The organism is Pandoraea anapnoica, assembly GCF_902459765.1.
GTDB classification, from domain to species: Bacteria; Pseudomonadota; Gammaproteobacteria; order Burkholderiales; family Burkholderiaceae; genus Pandoraea; species Pandoraea anapnoica.
This window is the reverse complement of the sequence record NZ_CABPSP010000008.1, coordinates 169965-188161: the sequence shown is the minus strand read 5'-3', so window position 1 is coordinate 188161 and position 18197 is coordinate 169965. Positions and strand designations below refer to the sequence as shown.

Below are 18197 nucleotides of genomic sequence, written 5' to 3'. Positions count from 1 at the left end.
CATACGCATGATGTGTGCGACGTAAATACATAGGAGACAACATGGACAAGCGTACCGGTCGCGTGAAAACGCGCCACATCATTCTTGCGGTCATGTGCCTGATGTATTTCATCTCGTACATCGATCGCGTCAACATTGCCGTCGCCGGACCCTTCATCCGACAGGAGATGGGGCTGACGACGGTGCAACTGGGGCTCGTGTTTTCTGCCTTCGCCTATCCGTATGCCGCGATGCAGATCTTCGGTGGATGGCTGGCGGACCGGTACGGACCCAAGCTCGTACTGACGGTGCTTTCGCTCATTTGGGGCGTGGCGACGCTGGCGACCGGCTTCGCGGGCAGCATCGCCGCGCTCGTTGCGTTGCGCTTCCTGCTGGGCATCGGAGAGGGCGGTGCGTTCCCCACGGCAACGCGCGCCTTCACCTACTGGATGCCCGTCGGCGAGCGCGGCTTTGCACAGGGCATTACGCATAGCTTCGCGCGTCTGGGCGGGGCGGTCACGCCGCCGGTCGTGCTCGCCATCGTGGTGGCGTTCGGCTGGCGCGAGGCGTTCATCGTGCTGGGTGTGGTGAGCCTGATCTGGACCGCGCTCTACATGAGGGTGTTCACGAACACGCCCGAGCAACACCGTCGCGTCACGCCGGAGGAGGCCGCCGAGATCGGTTACCGGCCGGGCGATTGCGAACGGGCCAAGCGTGCGTCGACGCCGTGGCGCAAGCTCATTCGCCGCATGTGGCTCGTGACGTTCGTCGACTTCTGTTACGGCTGGCTGCTGTGGGTGTATCTGACGTGGATGCCGTCATATCTGCGCGAGTCGCAGGGCTTCGATCTAAAGCAACTCGCCTTGTTCACGGCGCTGCCGCTGCTCGCAGGGGTGGTCGGGGATACATTGGGCGGTGTGGTGTCCGACAAGCTCTACAAGGCGACGGGCCGCCTGCGTTTCGCTCGTGTGTCGGTGCTGGTTGTCGGCATGGGCGGATCGCTGGCGTTTCTGTTGCCGATGACGATGGTGTCCGATCCGATGGTGGCGGTGTTCCTGCTCTCGGCGTCTTTCTTCTTCCTCGAAATCACGAATCCGGTGCTCTGGACCTTGCCGCTCGATATCGCGGGCAAGTATGCGGGCACGGCGGGCGGCATGATGAACACTGGTTTCGGTCTTGCGGGAATGATCTCGCCCGTGGCGTTCGGCTACCTGATCGAGACGAGCGGCAGCTACAACGTGCCATTTGCCATCTCGGCGGTGTTGCTCGGCATGGGCGTTGTCGCTGCATTGTTCATCGACACGAGCAAGACCGTCGACAAGGACGAAGCGGACGAAGCGAAGGCGATGTCCGGGACCCCTTCGTCAATCGTCGGAGCAGGGCAGGTGTGGATGGCGACGGGGCCGCAACGGCACCCGTTGCGTCGGCCGCTGCGCTGGCGTCGTTAAGTCGATAACGGCTTGTCCCGCATGAAATGAAAAGGGCGCGCTGACCGGATACCGGTAGCGCGCCCTTCGTCCCTGCCGCGTCAGGGTCAGGCGGCGCGCTCGCGCTTGTTCCCCAGACGCGACGCCAGCATGAGCAACGTGCCGCTCACGGCCATCGAGACGACGCCCATCGCCATGCCCTGACCGATGGAACCCTGCTCGAACTGACGCCATACGAAGATCGAGACCGTCTGCACGCCGCTTGGTGCGAGCAGCAGCGAGGTCACGAGTTCGCGTGACGCAATCGCAAACACGATCATCAGCGACGCGCCTAGCGCGGGCATCACCAGCGGTAGCGTGATGCGTCGCAGCGCGACACCCGCCGGTGCACCGTGCACGCGCGCTGCGGCTTCGAGCGACGCCGCCGTCTGCCGCAGCGCAGCGCTCGTGTAGCGCACCGGATACGGCAGCAGCAGGCAGCTGTAAGACAGCAGCAGAATGCCCCAGGTGTTGTACGGCGTGACGGGCCAGAACGGCAGGTTCCACGCGAGGATCAGGCCCACGCCGACGACGATGCCCGGCAAGGCATGCGGCAGCAGCGACAGGCCGTCGATCAGCACGCGGCCTCGCATCGTCGACTTCACGACGCACCACGCACACAGGAAGCCCAACACGCCTGTGACGAGCGATGTGCCCAGCGCCAGCGACAGACTCGTCGCCAGCGCTTCAAGCCCTTCCGCGCCCTGACCGAGCAACGCCGCGAAGTGCGCGGTCGTCAGGTTGGCAAGCGACAGGCCGCCCGAGAGCGTGCCCGAGAACGCCGTGGCAAGAATCGAGAACAGCGGTGCCACGGTGGCCAGCAGCGCCACGAAGGCGAAGCCGAAGAGCGCGAGACCTTTCCAGCGGCCCAGTTCGCGCGGAGGCGATGCGATGGGTTTGCCCGTTTGCGTCTCGAAGTCCTTACCTGCTGCGAGCCGGTGTTGCAACACGAAGGCGAGGAGCGCGAGCACCGCCAGCACGACAGACAGAATCGACGCGCCCGGCAGGTCGATCGGCCAGTCGGCAAAGCGGCCTTCGATGGACGTGACCAGCACGGAGAAACCGGCACGCGCACCGAGGGCGGCGGGTGCACCGAATTCTTCTATGGCCATCGTGAACGCGAGCAACAGGCTGGCTGCGAACGCTGGCAGCGCGAGCGGCAACGTCACCCGTGCAAACGCACGCCACGCGGACGCACCGTGCACGCGGGCAACGTCTGCCAGTCGCGAGCCGGTGGTCGCGAGCGCGCGGGACACCGCGAAGTAGACGACGGGAAAGATGTTGAGCGTCATCACGAAGACGAGGCCCGGCAGCGAGAACAGGAACTGTCCGGCGTCCATGCCGGTGAGCTGCTGAGCATAGCCGCCCGTTTGCAGCAGCAGCATCCAGCCGAGTGCCGCGAGATACGGCGGCACCAGAAACGGCAGGAGAAAGCACAGATCCCAGAGCCGTGCGCCCGGTACGTGAAACAGGCCGCGCACCGCACCGAGCGCCCCGCCGACCAACGCCGTGCCGAGCGCCACCGACACGCCGAGTCTCAGCGTATTGGTGACGAGCGGCAGCGTGCTGTCATGCGACAGCGTGGGCCAGACAGCGGAGAAGGGATCGGCGAACGACCCCTGCGCGAGATGCGGAAAAACAGCCTGTAACAGAACGAACACGACCGGCAACGCCACCACGACGGCGAGCGCTGCAACGGTCGCCGTCGGCAGTAGTCGGAGCGATTTCACCGTTAGTGCTGGCCGTTGAGTTTGGCGAAACGTGCCAGGACGTCGGCGCGCGAGGCGCTCGACGATTGCGCGTCGCCTTGCGGCAGCAGACGCAGATCCTTGAACGACGCGCGCTTGATGGCGATGTCTTCGCGTGCCGGAATCAGCCACGCTTCGGCCACCATCTGCTGGCCTTCTTCCGAGAGCACGTAATCGATGAACTGACGCGCTTCGCTCTGCTGCTTCGACGTGTTCAGAATCATCATCGGACGCGGTGCGATGACCGTGCCGCTCGTCGGGAAGATCACCTTCACGGCTTCGCCCTGTGCGGCGGCGGCATAGGCGACGTAGTCGACTGCGCCGAACACGGCGGCCTTCGCGCCTTGCAACACCGGGTTGAGTGCCTGAGCGTTCGGACCGGACACGACCATGCCGTTTTGCTTCAGCTCGTCGAAGAGCTTCCACGCTTCGCCACCCAGACGCGCTTGCAGACCCAGCAGCAGGTCGGCGGACGCGCCGGAGAGGGCTGGGTCAGGCATCGTCACGAGATTGCGATACGCGGGTTTGGTCAGATCGCGCCAGTCATGCGGTTCCGGCGTGCCCGACTTGGCGTTCCACACGATGCCGAGCGCGGAGAGGCCTTGCGCGACGTAATGCGTCGTCTTGAACGGGGCCGGCACGCGCGAGGCGTTGGCACTCTGGAACGGGGCCAGCCAGCCGCGCTTTTCGAGATCCTGCGCGGTGTCCCACGAGGCCGAGATGAGCACGTCGGCACGCGGGTTGGCCTGTTCGGCTTCGATGCGCGCCATCACCTTGCCGGTCGTGGCTTGAAACACATCGACTTTGATGCCGGTCTTCTTCTCGAAACCTGCAGCGAGCTTCTTGCTGAGGTTGCCGGGGCCGGCGGTATAGACGGTCAGCGCATGCGCGTGTTGAACGCCAACGCTTGCAGCAAAGGCCATGGTGAGTGTCGCGATAATTTTGCGGTGGAGCATTATGGGCTACCTCGTAATACGTTTGTCAACGCGCCCGTGGGCGAGGATCACGATCTGGTCGGCCAGCGCCTCGGCTTCTTCGCGGTCATGGGTGACATAGACGGCGGTGGTGCCAAGGCGTGAGAGCAGGGCGCCGATATCGGCGCACAAACGCGTGCGCAGATCGCGGTCGAGGTTGGATAGCGGTTCGTCAAACAGGAGCAGTCGCGGGGCCGAGACGATGGCGCGCGCAAGCGCAACGCGCTGCTGCTGGCCGCCGGAGAGCGCCTGCGGGCGGCGGGTGCCCAGACCGGCAAGGCCGACGAGCGTGAGGGCTTCTTCGACGCGCTCGGCGCGCGCAGTGCGTTTCACACCGCGCATCTCCAGCGGGAACGCCACGTTGGCGGCCACACTCATGTGCGGCCACAGGGCGTAGTCCTGAAAGACCATGCCGAGTGAGCGCAGCTCGGGGGCGTGGCAGACGCTGGCGCTGGCGACAACGGTGTCGTCGAAACGGATTTCGCCCCCGGTGGGGGCGAGCAGACCGGCGAGCAGTTTGAGCAGTGTGCTCTTGCCGCATCCGGAGGGGCCGAGCAAAGCGGTCGTGGTGCCGGCCGGGACATCGATGTCGATGCCGTCGAGCACGCGCGCTGCACCGAAAGTCTGGTGCAGCGCGCGCAGCGACACGGCGACGCCTTGCGGCGCAGGCAGAGCGTCGCTCGTCATCAGAACGTGTGCTTGATACCAGCCATCGTACCGAACTGGTTCTTGCCAGCGATGACGTTGGTGCCGAAACCGTTCAGACCGAGATCGGAGCCGTTGCGGTTCACGACGTAGCCCATGTTGACGTAGACGTCCGTACGCTTCGAGAAGCTGTAGTCGGCGCTGACCTGGAACGACAGCGGGTCGCGGTTCGTGCCGTAGAAGTCCTGATACATGGCCGTGGCCGACAGGTCGAGGGCCGGCGTGGCGTGCCACGTGGAGCCGATCCAGTAGTAGCTCGACGCTTCCACCGGGCTCTTATTCAGGGCCGAGAGATGGATGGCCTTGGCGTTCAGGTAACGGTAGCCGACGTACAGATCGACGCTTTGCAGCGAGTACTGCACGGCCGCCGCGATACGGCGGTCCATGTTGCCTTCGTAGCCACCGACCTTCGAGGTCATCGCTGCGTTGGGCAGGGTCGAGCCGCCGTTCTTCTGATCGTAAGCGATCACGAACGAGAGCGGGCCGTTGGCGTAGCGCACACCTGCGTCGACGACCTGCGCGCGACGGTTGTCGCCCGGCGTGGTGCTGGCCGCGCCGAAGCTCACGTCGTCGTAGCCCTTCGAGTACTGGACCATGGCTTCGAAGTCACCGAGCCTGGCGCTGTAGCGAAGGCTGTTGTCGAGACGGTCGGAGAACGCCGTGTCCTGCATCTTGATGGCGTACACGGCGTTGTTGAGCGGGTTGAACTTGCTCACCCAGTCGAGGAACACACCGCCCTGACGGCCGATCGTGACGGTGCCGAACGACTTGTTCGACAGGCCGACGTAGGCCAGACGACCGAACTCGCGGCCGCCCTGAAGCGATTGGCCGTTACCGAGGTTGAAGCCGTTTTCGAGCAGGAACAACGCCTTGTTGCCGCCGCCGAGGTCTTCGGTGCCCTTCAGGCCCCAGCGCGAACCGGCGAGGTTGCCCGACGTGACACGCGTGAGATTCACGGCGCTACCGGCGGTGTTCTTATCGGCGTTGGTGAGGAATTCGACGCCCGAGTCGATCAAGCCGTAGAGCTGAACGTTTGACTGGGCCAGAGCGGGCATGGGCAGGCTGCTGGCGAACGCCAGGCAGCACCCTGCCGCCGCGATGCGGAGGTTGGGCTTCATTTCAAGGTCCTCTTTGGGATTAAATTGAGCCGCCAATGTAAGCGACCAACATGTCGCGAACATGACAATGTGTCGTCATCCGAAAGAGGGGGATCGTGCGTTTTCAGGCGGGTGGTGCTGGCAACGTGATCGTGAAGCGGGCGCCGCCGAGTGGCGAGGTCTCGACGCGCACGCGCCCGCCGTGGAGCAGCGCGATGCGACGCACGATGGCCAGACCCAGGCCGAAGCCGCCCGTCGCGCGGTTGCGGCTGCTGTCCAATCGGTGGAACGGCTCGAAGATGCGGGCCCGCTCGGCGGTCGGGACACCCTCGCCATCGTCGTCCACGTAAATCATCACCTCGCCGTTCTCGCACGTCCGCGCGCCGCAGACGATGCGTCGAGACGTGTGCCGCATCGCATTGTTGAGCAGGTTCTGTACCGCGCGCGCCAGCAGCTTCGGCTCCACCTCCACACGATCCGCGCCCGGCTCGGCCGCGATGTCCAGCGCAATCGAGCGCGTCGCCAATACCTCCGTGCAATTCGCCGCGAGACTGTCGAACATCAGGCGCAACGATACCGTCTGACGCATCGGTGGCGCAGTGATCTGGTCGAGTCGCGCAAGCGAAAGCAACTCCGTCACCAGTTCGTCCAACTCGCGGATATCGCCCTTGAGCGCGTTGATCCGGTCGTCTGCGTCCGGCTCCTGACGCCGTTGCTGCAAAATCTCCAGCCCGAAATCCAGTCGCGCAATCGGCGTGCGCAATTCGTGCGACACGGCATTGATCATGTCTTTCTGCGCTTTGATGGACCGCTCGATACGGTCGGCCATGGTGTTGAACACGCGCACGAGTGCGGTCATATTCGAAAAGCGCGACACCTTGGCACGTGAGCTGAAATCGCCTTCGCCAAAGCGTATCGCCGCCCGGTTGAGCGACTTCAGATCGGACCAGTACCAACGCACCCAGGTCAACACGGAGATCAGCATGAGTAAGGCCACCACGGCATAGGCAAGGTAGTTGATCTGTTTCATGCTCAGATCGGTACCACTTGCCGACGTCAGAACCCACTGCGAATTGCGCAGGCGCATGGCGTAGTGCTCGCCGTCGGTGCCGTTCACGATCGGTAGCCCCGCTTCGAGATCCTGGCGAAGGTACTCGCGTTCTACCGGGAAGTCCTTGAGTGGTTGGAGCGTCAGGGTGTCCTGCGTCTTCGAAGCAAATTCTTTGACGAACTGCGGCCACTCGGATTCCGGAATGTCGCCGAGCTTCTCGTTGATCAGCCACGCATAACCGCCCAGTTGCGTTTGCGCGGAGCGGTTCATGGTGTCCAGAAACAGATGGCCGAACGTGTAGGTGATGATCAGAATCGACGCAACGACAGAAATGCCTACCAGCGCGTACAGCTTCAACAGGACGCGAAACATGCCCTAACTCTCCCTTTATTTCCCTTCAACTTTCCCAGGCCGAAGGGCTGAACAGATAGCCCCGGCCCCAAACGGTCTTGATGCGCTGGGGTTCACCGTCCGTGTCTTCGAAGCGTTTGCGCAACCGGTAAATGCCGACATCCACCGTGCGATCGATGCCGTCGAATTCGATGCCGCGTAACTGCTGAAGGATTTCGTCGCGCGTGACGACTCGCCCGGCGCCGCGCGCCAATATCAGGAGCAGGCTGAACTCATTGGACTTGAGCTCGACCGTTGCGCCGCGCCAGAACACCATGCGGTCGCGCGGCACGATGCGCAACTGACCGAACGCGATTCCGTCGTCGTTCTCGAGTTCCAGCTCGGTGCTCGGCACCACACGCCGCAACAGGGCCCGAAGTCGCGCCAGTAGCAAACGCGGCTCGACCGGCTTGACGACATAGTCGTCAGCCCCGACTTCCAGCCCCGCCACCTGATCGTAGGTGTCTTCGCGTGCAGTGAGAATCAGGATCGGCGTGGTAGTCACGGCGCGCAACTGGCGGCAGATTTCCATGCCGTCCATTCCCGGCAGCATCAGATCGAGGATCACGATGTCCGGCGAAAACGCGCGAAACCGCTCGAGCGCTCGCGAGCCGTCGCCCACGACCATCACTTCGAAGCGATAGGCGTGCAGATATTCGGTAACGAGTGCGGCAAGGCGTGCATCGTCTTCGACCAGCAAGACTCGATACATGGACGTTATTCCTGTCAATTTTTCTGTGCCGCCCGGTTTTCCACGTCCGGCGTTAAGCGTCCGATGGCCGGCAGCACTCCCGTGAGGCGCATTTTACTGCCCCGGAGGCCCGCCGGGCGGGCGTTTCAAACCTGCGAACAAATGAAAACATTTGTTCACAACTCTCCTAAATCGGATAACAGCCACGCGAAGGCTTCTTGCCTACCATGCGTTCAACTTGCGATCCATGCGCAGATCGCAATGCCAAGTTCCAATTTCCCACTACCGAAACTCACCGAATTTTGTAGGAGTGCCATGAAAAGCCGTCTCACCAGCCCCCTCCGTCATCTCAGCGTCCACCGAAGCCTTCATGGCAATCGCCATTTGCATCGCCTCGCGGCGGCCGGGGCGGCGAGCGTGCTTTTCGCTGGTGTCACCTCGTCAGCCCTGGCTGTGGAGCCTGCCCGATACAGCGGCATTCAGCAGGACCAGAGTCTGCCCACGAACGCGGCGGATAGCGGCTACGAATTCACCCTCGGCGGTGGTGTGGGTGTCTCGCCGCGCTACATGGGGAGCGACGAATACCGTGCGACACCTGCGCTGAATCTTGCGCTGCAAACGCCCATCGGCGTGTTCATCGGCTTGAGCGGCATCGGCTATCGCCTGTCGCTGCCAGCGGGCTTCTTCGTCTCGGCCGCACTGTCGTATGACGGCGGCCGTAAGGATGACCCCAAGGGGCTCGACTCCGGTTCGAAGAAGCTGCGCGGCATGGGCAACATCAAGGGATCGCTTTTCACCACGTTGCAAGCCGGTTACGCAATCAGCGATCTTGCAGTCGTGAGTGTTGCGACCGACATTGCGCTGACCAACCGCGACCGCGGCAACATCTATCGCTTCTCGGTCGATAGCGTGCTCTACAAGTCGGCGGCGGATTCCGTCGGCATCGGCGCTACCGCGCACTTCGCCAGCGGCAAATACGCGCAAACCTATTTCGGTGTGACGGCCAACCAGAGCCTGAACTCCGGCTTCGGTCAGTACGCTCCCGGCGGCGGTCTTTACGGCGTGAGCCTGACGGCGAACTGGACGCACAAATTCACCAAGCACTGGAGCACGACAGTCGCGGGTGGCGTGATGCGCTACACCGGCAACGCGGCCAAGAGCCCCATCGTCTTCAACAAGACCAACTATCAGGCTGCGGCAACGCTCGACTACACGTTCTGATCGGGCGATCTGCGACGCATATCGTTCTGTGAGGCCATCGCCATGCGAATTCTCGTCACCGGCAGTACCGGTTTTGTGGGCGGCGCCGTTGTCGCCCAACTTCTGAAGGACGGCTTCGGTCCGTCGTTATTGCTGCTCGTGCGTGCGCGCACCAGCAGCGACGGTCTTGCCCGTGTACGCGCCGCAATGGACCGTTTTCGCGTGGCACCTGTGCATCGGCTGACGCTCACCGAAGCGAACATCGTTTGCGGCGATCTGGCGCAGCCGGTGACGTTCGACGACGACCCGCGCATGCGTCGCGTCACGCATGTGATTCACGCCGGGGCGATTGCGAGCTTCTCGGCACATCCGCAACTCGATACCGTCAACGTGACCGGGACGTTAGCGCTGGCGCGCGCGGTCGCGGCGTCGCCGGTGCTGGAGCGGTTCGTGCATGTCGGCACCGCCATGGCGTGCGGCGATGCGTTGTCCGGCTTGGTGAAGGAGTCGCACGAGCTGGCGCTTGCCGATCATCAGGTGGTGGCCTACACGGCGTCGAAGGCGGAGGCCGAACGGCGTCTGCGCAGCGAGTGGCCGGGTCTGCCGCTGGTGATCGCGCGGCCGTCCATTGTCGTGGGGCATACGCGCCTCGGGTGCGAGCCGTCGGGCAGCATTTTCTGGATGTTCCGGATGGTGCAGTTGCTGGGTGCGTTCACGTGCGGGCTCGACGACCGTCTGGACGTCGTGCCGGTCGATTACTGCGCCGATGCTCTCATCGATCTCGCGTTCCTGCCCCGACTGCGTCACGACCTGTATCACGTGTCGGCGGGCGAGGGCAGCGCACGTACGATTCGCGAAATCGAGGCGGCGCTGGCCAGAGCGCGCGGCGTGGCGCCCCTTGGCGAGCGCTTCCGTCACATCGGCGAAGCGGAGATCGACCGGCTGACGCCTGCGCTGGCGCGCCAGTTGGGGCATGGTAATAGCCGTCTGATGGCGAAGGCGTTGCGTCGCTATGGCGCTTTTGCGGCGCTCGACTATGTATTCGACAACCGTCGTCTGCTCGGCGAAGGTACGCCCCCGCCGCCTGCCGTGACCGACTATCTGGACGTGTGCGTGCGGTCGTCCGAAGCGACGTCGGTCGCAGAACAGATGGCGTGGGATTTCAAATAGGGTTGTAGGGGGAGCAGACCCTGGATCGGTCTGACGCGCCGATCCGGTTCTTCGCGATGCGACGAGTGCCGTGCGGCGCACGGTGGGGTCGTTCTCACGTGTCACCGCATCTGCGCCGGATCGGCTGCGTCCCCTGCAAAACATTGAGCGAGAAAGCGCTCGGTGGGACGTGATAACGCGTCGGCATGCGGCACGAGCGCGGTGAGCAAGCGCTTGAGGCCATGCGGCGGATCGATGCGCACTGTGGCAAGCGCGGCGTCTTCGTGACGCATCGACATGGCCGACACGAAGCCCACGCCCATGCCTGCGCGTACGGCTTCCTTGATACTTTCCACCCCCGCGAGTTCGAGCGCCACGCGCGGCTCCAGTCCCGATACCGAGAAGGCGCGTGCCACCAGCGCCCGCACACCGGAGCCGGGTTCGCGCATGATCAGCGGATAGGCCGCGATGCTCTGCAACGACGCGCCTGCCGGATGCTGTGCGAGCGGATGATCGGCGCGCGCAATCGCCACGATCTCGTCGTCGCGCCACGGACGCACCGCAATCTCCGGGGACAACCCGGGCGGCACCGCCCCCTCGATAAATGCGACGTCGAGCCGGTCGAGCTGCGCCACGATCTCGCTCGTGTTGCCGTCGACGATATGCAGCCCGACCGCCGGGTAGCGCTGATGGAATTCCGCGATGACGTATGGCAACAGATAGCTCGCGGGCGTCGTACTCGCGCCAATGCGCAGCGCGCCCGTCTCCAGTCCCCGCAAGCTGTCGCGCAGCGCTATCGCCTGACGGTAGTCCTGACGCAGCTTGTTGGCGTAGACGGCCACCTGCTCGCCCACGGCGGTCAGGCGGATGCCGCGACCGTCACGTCGGTACAGCGGCTCGCCGAACGACTCCTGCAACAGCCGCAATTGGCCGGAAACGGCTGGCTGCGACAGGTGCAACGCCTGCGCCGCATGGCTGATGTTGCCCAGTTCGGCCACCGTCGCGAAGGTCAGCAATTGGTCAGGCGTCATATCGTTGAATCTATCGGCTGGGGTGATGATTGGCTCTCATCATAGCCAATATTCGGATGATTGACTTGACGCTTGCGTCCGAATCTCGGTGGAAGTCAGGTCCGAGTGAGCGCTTCGACGTCGTCCCAGTCAGGCGCGTGAGCGCCGGTGTGGGTGCAGGCCAGCGCGGCGGCGGCCGCGGCCCGGCGCAAATGGACGGTGATCGGCGCGCCCGGCATCCGGGACAGGCTGGCCAGCCAGCCACCGATCGCGGCGTCGCCTGCGCCTACGGTGTCGGCCACTTCGACGTTGAACGCCGGTTGGACGAGGGCACTGCCGTCCGGCAGCAGCAAGCGCATGCCACGCTCGCCATCCGTCAACAGAATCTGCGCTTGCGGGGCGATGCGACGGACGTCGGCGAGGGCGTCGTCGTCTGTGTGCATCGGATAGAGGCCGCGCAAATCTTCCACCGAGAGCTTGAGCCACGTCGAGAGTCTCGCCATGCGACTAAACGTGGCGAAGTACGCAGGCCCCATCAGATTTCGAAGATTCGGATCGAAGCTGATCGCGACACCGGCGTCGTGCAACGTCTGGGCGATGGTGAGCAGCGTGCTCGCCAGCGGCTCCCGAACGAGACTGATGCAACCGAAATGCGCGACGCGTGCGGCATCCTGCCAGCCGACGGGTAAGGTCGCCGGATCGAATGCCAGATCGGCCGCGCCTTCACCGAGAAAGAAGTAGGCGGGCGGATCGTGCCGGTGCACAACAGCCACGAGCGGTGGCGCATCGACGGCTTGCCAGTAGCGCTCGTCCAGCCCGGCCTCGCGGGAGAGCGCGAGCAATTCTGCGCCGAACGGAGCATGTGTGCTGATGGCACCGCCGTAGCCCGTCGCCACGCCCATGGCCGCCGTCACCCGGGCGACGTTCCAGCACGCACCACCGGCACGGCTGATCCATTGGCGGCCGTCGCTATCCGGCTGACGGATCAGATCGGTAAGGGCTTCGCCAAAGACGAGCAGGGCGGGCAGGGACATGAGCGGGGCGTCGCGTAAGAATGGCCGTCAGCATACCCGCTTGTGGGCGCGATGTTTACCGGCTGCGTATCAGCAAGGCGATGCCCGCGGCCAACACCACGAAATTCACCGCCCGTACGAACTGCTGGCGTGAGAGCCGCAGTGTGATGTGCTTGCCGAGCCACATGCCGACGATCATCGCGGGGACGAGCGAGACAGCTGTCACCAGCATCGACACGTTGGCGTAGACACCCGCCAGCAGGAACAGCACGGCGCGCGAGAGCGTGCTGAAGCCGATGAGTGTCGCCTGCGTCACGCGCATCGCCTCCACGCGCTCCAGACGACTCGTCAGATAGATGGCGAAGACGAAGCCCCCGCTGCCGAACATCGCCCCGAACATACCCCCCACGGCCCCGAACGGAATAGCCCATGCTTGGGACAGACGCGATTTCGCGCGCGGCCCGATCAGCGAAAACACCGCATAAGCGCAGACGAACCACGCCAGCGCTTTAAGCAGCACCTCCGGTTGCAGCCGCAACAGCAGCGCCCCGCCCGCCAGGCTGCCGATCACGATGGCGGGCAGCAGGCGTCGCAACTCGCTCATGTCGGCGGCGCGGGCATTGCGCAGGACGTTGCCCGACGCCGCGCTGAAGTCGAGCAGCGCGAGCATCGGCACGATCTGGGCGACAGGCATCGCGTAAGCCAGGATGGGACTGGCGACGAGCGCCGTGCCGAAGCCCGCGACGCCGAAGATCACATAGGCGACGACGAGCGCCGCGCTCATTATCAGCCAGTGGCCAGGCGTCGGAAGGGCCGCAGTGAGTGAGCCGAGTGAGTCGAGCGGTGAGGTGGCTAGCGTTGTGAGCATGGTGACGGCGTTGGGATTCGATGCGAAGCGTGCGGGCGCATGGGCCTGAGAACACGTGGGTTTTCCGTCAGCATAGGGCCGCGTGCAGGCGTCGCGCCAATATAGAATGTGGCGATGTTCGATCTCGAAACGGCATAGTCATGGTGTCGCTGCGGCAGTTGCGTTATTTCCTGGAAGTGGTCGACGCGGGCGGGTTCAGCGCGGCGGCGGAGCGTCTGTTCGTCGCGCAGTCGGCGTTGAGCCGCCAGATCTCCGAACTCGAAAAGGAGTTGCAGGCGGTGTTGCTAGAACGTTCGTCGAAAGGTGTGACGCTCACACCTGCCGGGCGGACGTTCGTCACCGAAGCACGCCGTGTGCTGACCGAACTCGAAGGCTCTGTCGCGCTCACGCGCAGTGTGGCGCGCGGCGAGCAAGGCACCGTGCGGCTCGCGCATTCCAGTTCCGTGCCGTTCGCCGGCGGGCTGCCGGTCGCGCTGCGTGCTCATCTTCAGGCGAACCCGGGCGTCACCGTCGACGTCTCGACACTGTCTTCCGAGCAACAACAGGACGAAGTCGAGGCCGGACGCATCGACCTGGGGCTGGTGAGATTGCCCGTGCTGCGCCCCGCGCCGTCGCTCGTTTGCGAGACGATTGCGCGCGAGCGCTTGTTGCTACTGGTGGCCAGCGAGCATGCGCTGGCAGACGTGGCATCTGTGAGTGTGTCGACGCTGGCGGGCGAGCCGTTCGTGTCGCTGCCGCACCGTGAGCGCGGTGGACTGAGCTACCGGGTCGCGCAGTTGTGTCAGCAGCATGGCTTCTTTCCGATGGCGGCTCCAGCAACTTCGCGCAAGGCAACCCTCGTCAATCTGGTCGCCGCCGGTTTCGGTGTGGCGATCGTGCCCGAGAGCCTTGCGGCGCTCGCCGGGCCGGATGTGCGCCGGGTTGCGCTCGACGACGCGAATGCCGACAGCGAAGTCGCATTGCTGCGCCGCCGCGACGCGGGCGGGCTGGTCGTGGCACTGGCTGATGCGCTGGCGGGGGCGTTGAAGGGGGCGTCGTGCCCGGCAGTAAGTCCCGCGTAAGCCTTGCGTGAGAGGGTGCCCCTATAAACGTCGAAAAATAGAGAAAACGGGGACGAATCACGCGAAGAAACCCTCAAGTCAGCCGTTTTTTCTCCCGTTATACTTTTCGACACCGGGTAAAAAAGATACCCATACGTGTGGCGCAGACGTCTATCCGGCGTTTTACGTTTTGGCAGTTCCGGCGACCGTCTCGCCCTCGTCATAACAAGCAGATCAGAGATGCGAGGAGACTGACGATGGGGCTATTCACGCGCTCAAGGGGAGCGGGGCAGACCGTCAACATCATGAACGAGGTGGCGGACAACGCCGGCACCCTCGGTGTGGAGTTGTGCGATATCGCGGGCAATGTCGATGAAATCGCGGTTCGCATCAAGCGTCAGGCCGAAGTATTTCAGGAGCTTCGCCGCGCCGCGACCGATACCAGCGAAGGGAATCAGCGTATTGCCGGAGCGGCGCGCGAAGCCCGCGACGTGGCCGATCGCGCCAGTGCAGAAATTTCAGCATCGCGCAGCACGGCCGACGCGTCGCTCGCGTCGATTCACGGGCTTGTCGAAGGCGTCTCCGGTATGGCGGACGAAATCTCCGGCCTGCGCGAGGCGCTCGATCACGTCGGCAAGGTCGCCGAAGGCATCTCCGTTATCGCGCGTCAGACCAATCTGCTCGCCCTCAATGCCGCTATCGAAGCCGCGCGGGCCGGCGCGGCGGGACGCAGCTTCGCCGTCGTAGCGACCGAGGTCAAGCTGCTCGCGAGCAAGACGGCCGAGGCTACGCAGCAGATCGAACACACGCTGGCGGCGCTCGGCGAGCGCACCGAGCGTCTCATGCGTGAGAGCAACGCGAACGTTGCGCGCGCCAACGACGCCCGCGAAGGCACCCGCGCCATCGCAAGCGTGATCGAGACGGCCGGTACGGCGCTCGATACGTTCGACCGTCAGGCCGGACAGATCGCACAAGCCAGCGAAGCCATCGAAAACGAATGCAACACGCTCGCCGCACACGTCGACGAAATGGCCGACGGTGTGACGCACTCCGCCGATCACGTCGAGAGCGCGCGCGAGCGAATCAACGGTCTGCTGTCGGTGTCAGAGCATCTGATCGGTCTGATTGCAGAGGCAGATGTCGAGACGGAAGACACGCCGTTCATTCGGGCCGTGCGTCGCGCGGCCAAGCAAGTCGGTGAAAGTTTCGAAGCGGCGCTGGCGAAGGGCAAGATCAGCGAGCAGGAATTGTTCGATCGCCGTTACGAACCGATTCCGGGCTCGAATCCGCAGCAGTTGATGGCGCGCTTTACACGCTTTACCGATGAGACGCTGCCCGCGATTCAGGAACCGTTGCTCGGCATGAACGAGCGCATCACGTTCTGTGCGGCGGTCGACGAAAACGGCTATCTGCCGACGCACAACCGCAAATTCTCGCAAGCGCCGACGAACGATCCCGTGTGGAACGCCGCGCACTGTCGCAATCGACGTCTGTTCAACGATCGCACGGGGGCCGCGGCCGGGCGCAACACCAAGCCGCTGTTGTTGCAAACGTATCGGCGCGATATGGGGGGCGGGGAGTTCGTGGTGATGAAGGATGCGTCTGCGCCGATCTATGTGAACGGGCGTCACTGGGGCGGCTTCCGGATTGCCTATCGGGTGGCACGCTGAACATCGCCGGATACTGCCTTTCTTCATAAACGAAACGCGCCGCCGACTTCTCAGTCGGCGGCGCGTTTCGTTTCGGCGTTTAGCCGGTTCGGCCGTCGATCAATAGCCGTACCAGCGGCCATGACGCCAGTAACCGCGGCCGTAGCCGCCGTAACCGTACGGACGACCGTAGTACGCCGGCGGCGGGCCATAGTAGACCGGGGCCGGGGCGACATAGACGGGCGGAGGTGCAACGTAGACCGGCGGAGGCGGCGCAACGTAGACCGGTGCCGGCGCATAAACCGGAGCCGGTGCGATCAGCGGTACACCAATACCGATTCCGACCGAAACGTGTGCCTGCGCCGTCCCGATCGCACCCGCGGCGAGCGCGACCCCGGCGATGGCAAGGGCGGCAAACTTGGTTTTCATGACATTTCTCCTGCGGACTTGGCAGCGTACTGATGACGGCACCCGAACGGCACCATGCCGTTCGACGCGCCTGGTGCCCGCCGGCACCCTGGTTCGTCAGATTCCTTGGCTTTACTTTACTGAAGTTCCGAAACGCGGGCGCAACGCAATTGTTGCAAAGTATGCGAAGCCATCCGGTGTGGGGAACGTTCGGGCGTAGAAAGGCGGCCGCCAAACGTGAAAATCAGGCCTCTATTCTATTCAGAATCAACGCTTTGCGCTCGTTTCGGTTGACATCACCCCCAGCGACAGGCTGCGGTCCGCCGCGCGCGGCGCATGACACTTGTTACATTCATTTACATGGCGCGCACGGCCTGTGGCGCAAAAACACCGGGCGAATGCCGCTTGCGCAACATTCGCCCGGTGCCGACGTCCGGCGCGCACCCGTGGTGACGGTCCGTGACGCCTCCTCCTCCCTGCTAAACCTGCTGTCGTTCTAATCGATGTTGACCCGTGCTTTATTGGTGATAGCGCGACTTGGCGTCGGCCACACAGCTGTCCTTGCTATTGCCCGTCATGCTGTCGCAGCGCTCCAATGCCGCCTTGTACTGCGCCTTGTTGGCATCGGCGTTGGCATCCTGACGTGCCTCCATGGTGTCCTTGGACGATTCGCGGCTCGTACGCATGACCTTGGCGTCACCATAGGCCTTGGTTTTGGCGGCGTCGGCATCCTTCACACAGACGTCCTTGTCGTTACCCTTCTTGTCGTCGCAACGCAGCTTGGCAACGCTGTAATCGGCGTCGGCCTTGGCGACGGCCGCATCGTAGCGGGCCTTCGGCGTTTGCTTGTAGTCGGCTTCCGCGTTGGCCTTGGCGATCTTCTCCTTGCCCTTCGCGTCTTCCACACAAATCTTCTTCGCGTTGTCCTTCATGTCGTCGCAACGCGCAGCGGAGGCCTTGTAGTCGGCTTCTGCCGATTTCTGAGCAGCGTCGTAACGGTCCTTGGCCGCGGCATCGGCGGCGCTGGCCGCCGTTGTGCCGAGCATGCCTGCCGCCGCGATGCAGGCGCAGGTCAGGACGTTCATAGCGATTCGATGTGACATCTCAAAGTCCTCCTAGTCTGGGGATTGGGCGAGCGTGGGGCGACGCCCGGACGGCATGGGGAATGAACTATGCGCCGTGCGTCGCGTATCGGGGGGATGTCGATGCTGTCGGGTGCTGCGCTCCGGTGTTGTCAGACACCGGTTGGTGCCGCGTTACTTGTTGCGGTCGGCCGCGCCCTGAATGGCTTCGCCGCCCTTTTCAACGTCCTTGCCTGCGCCGTGGATGGTGTTGCAACCGGCCAGGCCCAGTGCGAAGCCCGAGAGCAGTGCGATGGCGATCAATCGTTTCATTTTGATTTCTCCTTGGAGAGATGATGTCGTCCGAAGCGCATAGGACGCGCGAGGGGGGAGGAGCCACGCCGACCTCCCGGCCGGCATGACTCACGCGAGCGACGCTGGCTTACCAGAGCTTGTGCTGGTTGTTCCAGGTGTCGACTTCCTTCTCGGCATCGGCCTTGGCCTTGCCGTAACGTTCCTGGATCACACCGACGAACTTGTCGCGATTACCTTCGATCTTCAGCAGATCGTCGTCGGTCAGATTGCCCCACTGCTTCTTCGCTTCGCCCTTGAGCTGGTTCCACTTGCCCTTGATCAGATCCGAGTTCATAAACTACTCCTCAGTGTTGGGTTAGTTCAGGTGCTTCTGCGGGGAGTCC

At 63.8% G+C, this 18197-nt stretch carries 18 protein-coding genes; 5 read left to right on the top strand and 13 right to left on the bottom strand.

The window, feature by feature from the left end; all coding sequences use genetic code 11:
* Positions 1 to 41: 41 nt before the first annotated feature.
* Positions 42 to 1427 carry an MFS transporter gene (locus PAN31117_RS14780; protein WP_150738832.1) on the top strand — a complete coding sequence of 462 codons (1386 nt, stop codon included), beginning with the start codon at positions 42 to 44 and terminating at the stop codon, positions 1425 to 1427.
* Between the two features lie 86 nt (positions 1428 to 1513).
* On the opposite strand, the gene PAN31117_RS14775 is transcribed toward PAN31117_RS14780, so the two are convergent.
* The 6 genes from PAN31117_RS14775 to PAN31117_RS14750 form a co-directional block, all read right to left on the bottom strand.
* On the bottom strand, positions 1514 to 3175 hold the full coding sequence (locus PAN31117_RS14775; protein ID WP_150738831.1) for an ABC transporter permease: 1662 nt from the start codon (positions 3173 to 3175) through the stop codon (positions 1514 to 1516).
* A gap of 2 nt (positions 3176 to 3177) precedes the next feature.
* Entirely contained in the window at positions 3178 to 4116 is a 939-nt protein-coding gene (locus tag PAN31117_RS14770; protein ID WP_246189089.1) for an ABC transporter substrate-binding protein, read from the bottom strand.
* Between the two features lie 39 nt (positions 4117 to 4155).
* Positions 4156 to 4854: an ABC transporter ATP-binding protein gene (locus PAN31117_RS14765; RefSeq protein WP_150738829.1), complete on the bottom strand. Its 699-nt coding sequence runs from the start codon at positions 4852 to 4854 to the stop codon at positions 4156 to 4158.
* Positions 4854 to 5990, bottom strand: coding sequence for a porin (locus tag PAN31117_RS14760; RefSeq protein WP_150738828.1), 1137 nt, complete (start codon positions 5988 to 5990; stop codon positions 4854 to 4856). Before PAN31117_RS14760 ends, PAN31117_RS14765 begins: the two co-directional genes overlap by 1 nt.
* Before the next feature lie 103 nt (positions 5991 to 6093).
* On the bottom strand, positions 6094 to 7392 hold the full coding sequence (locus PAN31117_RS14755; protein WP_150738827.1) for an ATP-binding protein: 1299 nt from the start codon (positions 7390 to 7392) through the stop codon (positions 6094 to 6096).
* 25 nt (positions 7393 to 7417) lie between these two features.
* Positions 7418 to 8140, bottom strand: coding sequence for a response regulator (locus PAN31117_RS14750; protein WP_370855760.1), 723 nt, complete (start codon positions 8138 to 8140; stop codon positions 7418 to 7420).
* 276 nt (positions 8141 to 8416) lie between these two features.
* Between PAN31117_RS14750 and PAN31117_RS14745 the strand changes: the two genes are divergently transcribed.
* Positions 8417 to 9322, top strand: coding sequence for a MipA/OmpV family protein (locus PAN31117_RS14745; protein WP_174990964.1), 906 nt, complete (start codon positions 8417 to 8419; stop codon positions 9320 to 9322).
* 42 nt (positions 9323 to 9364) lie between these two features.
* Complete coding sequence (locus tag PAN31117_RS14740) at positions 9365 to 10471, top strand: SDR family oxidoreductase (protein WP_150738824.1); 1107 nt, start codon at positions 9365 to 9367, stop codon at positions 10469 to 10471.
* Positions 10472 to 10572: 101 nt separating this feature from the next.
* Here the strand turns inward: PAN31117_RS14740 and PAN31117_RS14735 are convergent, their stop codons facing one another.
* From PAN31117_RS14735 to PAN31117_RS14725, 3 genes are all read right to left on the bottom strand, one after another.
* Positions 10573 to 11481 carry a LysR family transcriptional regulator gene (locus PAN31117_RS14735; RefSeq protein ID WP_150738823.1) on the bottom strand — a complete coding sequence of 303 codons (909 nt, stop codon included), beginning with the start codon at positions 11479 to 11481 and terminating at the stop codon, positions 10573 to 10575.
* Between the two features lie 95 nt (positions 11482 to 11576).
* Positions 11577 to 12494 carry a carbohydrate kinase family protein gene (locus PAN31117_RS14730; protein WP_150738822.1) on the bottom strand — a complete coding sequence of 306 codons (918 nt, stop codon included), beginning with the start codon at positions 12492 to 12494 and terminating at the stop codon, positions 11577 to 11579.
* A gap of 55 nt (positions 12495 to 12549) precedes the next feature.
* Positions 12550 to 13341 (bottom strand): sulfite exporter TauE/SafE family protein, encoded by a 792-nt coding sequence (locus PAN31117_RS14725; RefSeq protein ID WP_150738821.1) that lies wholly within the window; start codon positions 13339 to 13341, stop codon positions 12550 to 12552.
* 140 nt (positions 13342 to 13481) lie between these two features.
* Between PAN31117_RS14725 and PAN31117_RS14720 the strand changes: the two genes are divergently transcribed.
* Entirely contained in the window at positions 13482 to 14402 is a 921-nt protein-coding gene (locus PAN31117_RS14720) for a LysR substrate-binding domain-containing protein (protein WP_150738820.1), read from the top strand.
* Between the two features lie 236 nt (positions 14403 to 14638).
* Positions 14639 to 16051, top strand: coding sequence for a methyl-accepting chemotaxis protein (locus tag PAN31117_RS14715; RefSeq protein WP_150738819.1), 1413 nt, complete (start codon positions 14639 to 14641; stop codon positions 16049 to 16051).
* Between the two features lie 99 nt (positions 16052 to 16150).
* Here PAN31117_RS14715 and PAN31117_RS14710 read toward each other — a convergent pair whose 3' ends face one another.
* The 4 genes from PAN31117_RS14710 to PAN31117_RS14695 form a co-directional block, all read right to left on the bottom strand.
* Positions 16151 to 16459, bottom strand: coding sequence for a hypothetical protein (locus tag PAN31117_RS14710; protein ID WP_046291036.1), 309 nt, complete (start codon positions 16457 to 16459; stop codon positions 16151 to 16153).
* Positions 16460 to 16956: 497 nt separating this feature from the next.
* Complete coding sequence (locus PAN31117_RS14705) at positions 16957 to 17523, bottom strand: hypothetical protein (protein WP_246189088.1); 567 nt, start codon at positions 17521 to 17523, stop codon at positions 16957 to 16959.
* 171 nt (positions 17524 to 17694) lie between these two features.
* A complete protein-coding gene (locus PAN31117_RS14700; protein WP_039374867.1) occupies positions 17695 to 17832 on the bottom strand; it encodes an entericidin A/B family lipoprotein in 138 nt (45 codons plus the stop codon).
* Positions 17833 to 17941: 109 nt separating this feature from the next.
* A complete protein-coding gene (locus PAN31117_RS14695) occupies positions 17942 to 18148 on the bottom strand; it encodes a CsbD family protein (RefSeq protein ID WP_039400354.1) in 207 nt (68 codons plus the stop codon).
* Between the last annotated feature and the right edge of the window lie 49 nt (positions 18149 to 18197).

What these genes read in the sequence shown, in the direction of transcription:
- PAN31117_RS14780 (WP_150738832.1), top strand. Translation starts at nt 42, where the DNA reads ATGGACAAGCGTACCGGTCGCGTGAAAACGCGCCACATCATTCTTGCG.
- PAN31117_RS14770 (WP_246189089.1), bottom strand. Translation starts at nt 4,116, where the DNA reads ATGGCCTTTGCTGCAAGCGTTGGCGTTCAACACGCGCATGCGCTGACC.
- PAN31117_RS14765 (WP_150738829.1), bottom strand. Translation starts at nt 4,854, where the DNA reads ATGACGAGCGACGCTCTGCCTGCGCCGCAAGGCGTCGCCGTGTCGCTG.
- PAN31117_RS14760 (WP_150738828.1), bottom strand. Translation starts at nt 5,990, where the DNA reads ATGAAGCCCAACCTCCGCATCGCGGCGGCAGGGTGCTGCCTGGCGTTC.
- PAN31117_RS14755 (WP_150738827.1), bottom strand. Translation starts at nt 7,392, where the DNA reads ATGTTTCGCGTCCTGTTGAAGCTGTACGCGCTGGTAGGCATTTCTGTC.
- PAN31117_RS14745 (WP_174990964.1), top strand. Translation starts at nt 8,417, where the DNA reads ATGAAAAGCCGTCTCACCAGCCCCCTCCGTCATCTCAGCGTCCACCGA.
- PAN31117_RS14740 (WP_150738824.1), top strand. Translation starts at nt 9,365, where the DNA reads ATGCGAATTCTCGTCACCGGCAGTACCGGTTTTGTGGGCGGCGCCGTT.
- PAN31117_RS14735 (WP_150738823.1), bottom strand. Translation starts at nt 11,481, where the DNA reads ATGACGCCTGACCAATTGCTGACCTTCGCGACGGTGGCCGAACTGGGC.
- PAN31117_RS14730 (WP_150738822.1), bottom strand. Translation starts at nt 12,494, where the DNA reads ATGTCCCTGCCCGCCCTGCTCGTCTTTGGCGAAGCCCTTACCGATCTG.
- PAN31117_RS14725 (WP_150738821.1), bottom strand. Translation starts at nt 13,341, where the DNA reads ATGCTCACAACGCTAGCCACCTCACCGCTCGACTCACTCGGCTCACTC.
- PAN31117_RS14720 (WP_150738820.1), top strand. Translation starts at nt 13,482, where the DNA reads ATGGTGTCGCTGCGGCAGTTGCGTTATTTCCTGGAAGTGGTCGACGCG.
- PAN31117_RS14715 (WP_150738819.1), top strand. Translation starts at nt 14,639, where the DNA reads ATGGGGCTATTCACGCGCTCAAGGGGAGCGGGGCAGACCGTCAACATC.
- PAN31117_RS14710 (WP_046291036.1), bottom strand. Translation starts at nt 16,459, where the DNA reads ATGAAAACCAAGTTTGCCGCCCTTGCCATCGCCGGGGTCGCGCTCGCC.
- PAN31117_RS14705 (WP_246189088.1), bottom strand. Translation starts at nt 17,523, where the DNA reads ATGAACGTCCTGACCTGCGCCTGCATCGCGGCGGCAGGCATGCTCGGC.
- PAN31117_RS14700 (WP_039374867.1), bottom strand. Translation starts at nt 17,832, where the DNA reads ATGAAACGATTGATCGCCATCGCACTGCTCTCGGGCTTCGCACTGGGC.
- PAN31117_RS14695 (WP_039400354.1), bottom strand. Translation starts at nt 18,148, where the DNA reads ATGAACTCGGATCTGATCAAGGGCAAGTGGAACCAGCTCAAGGGCGAA.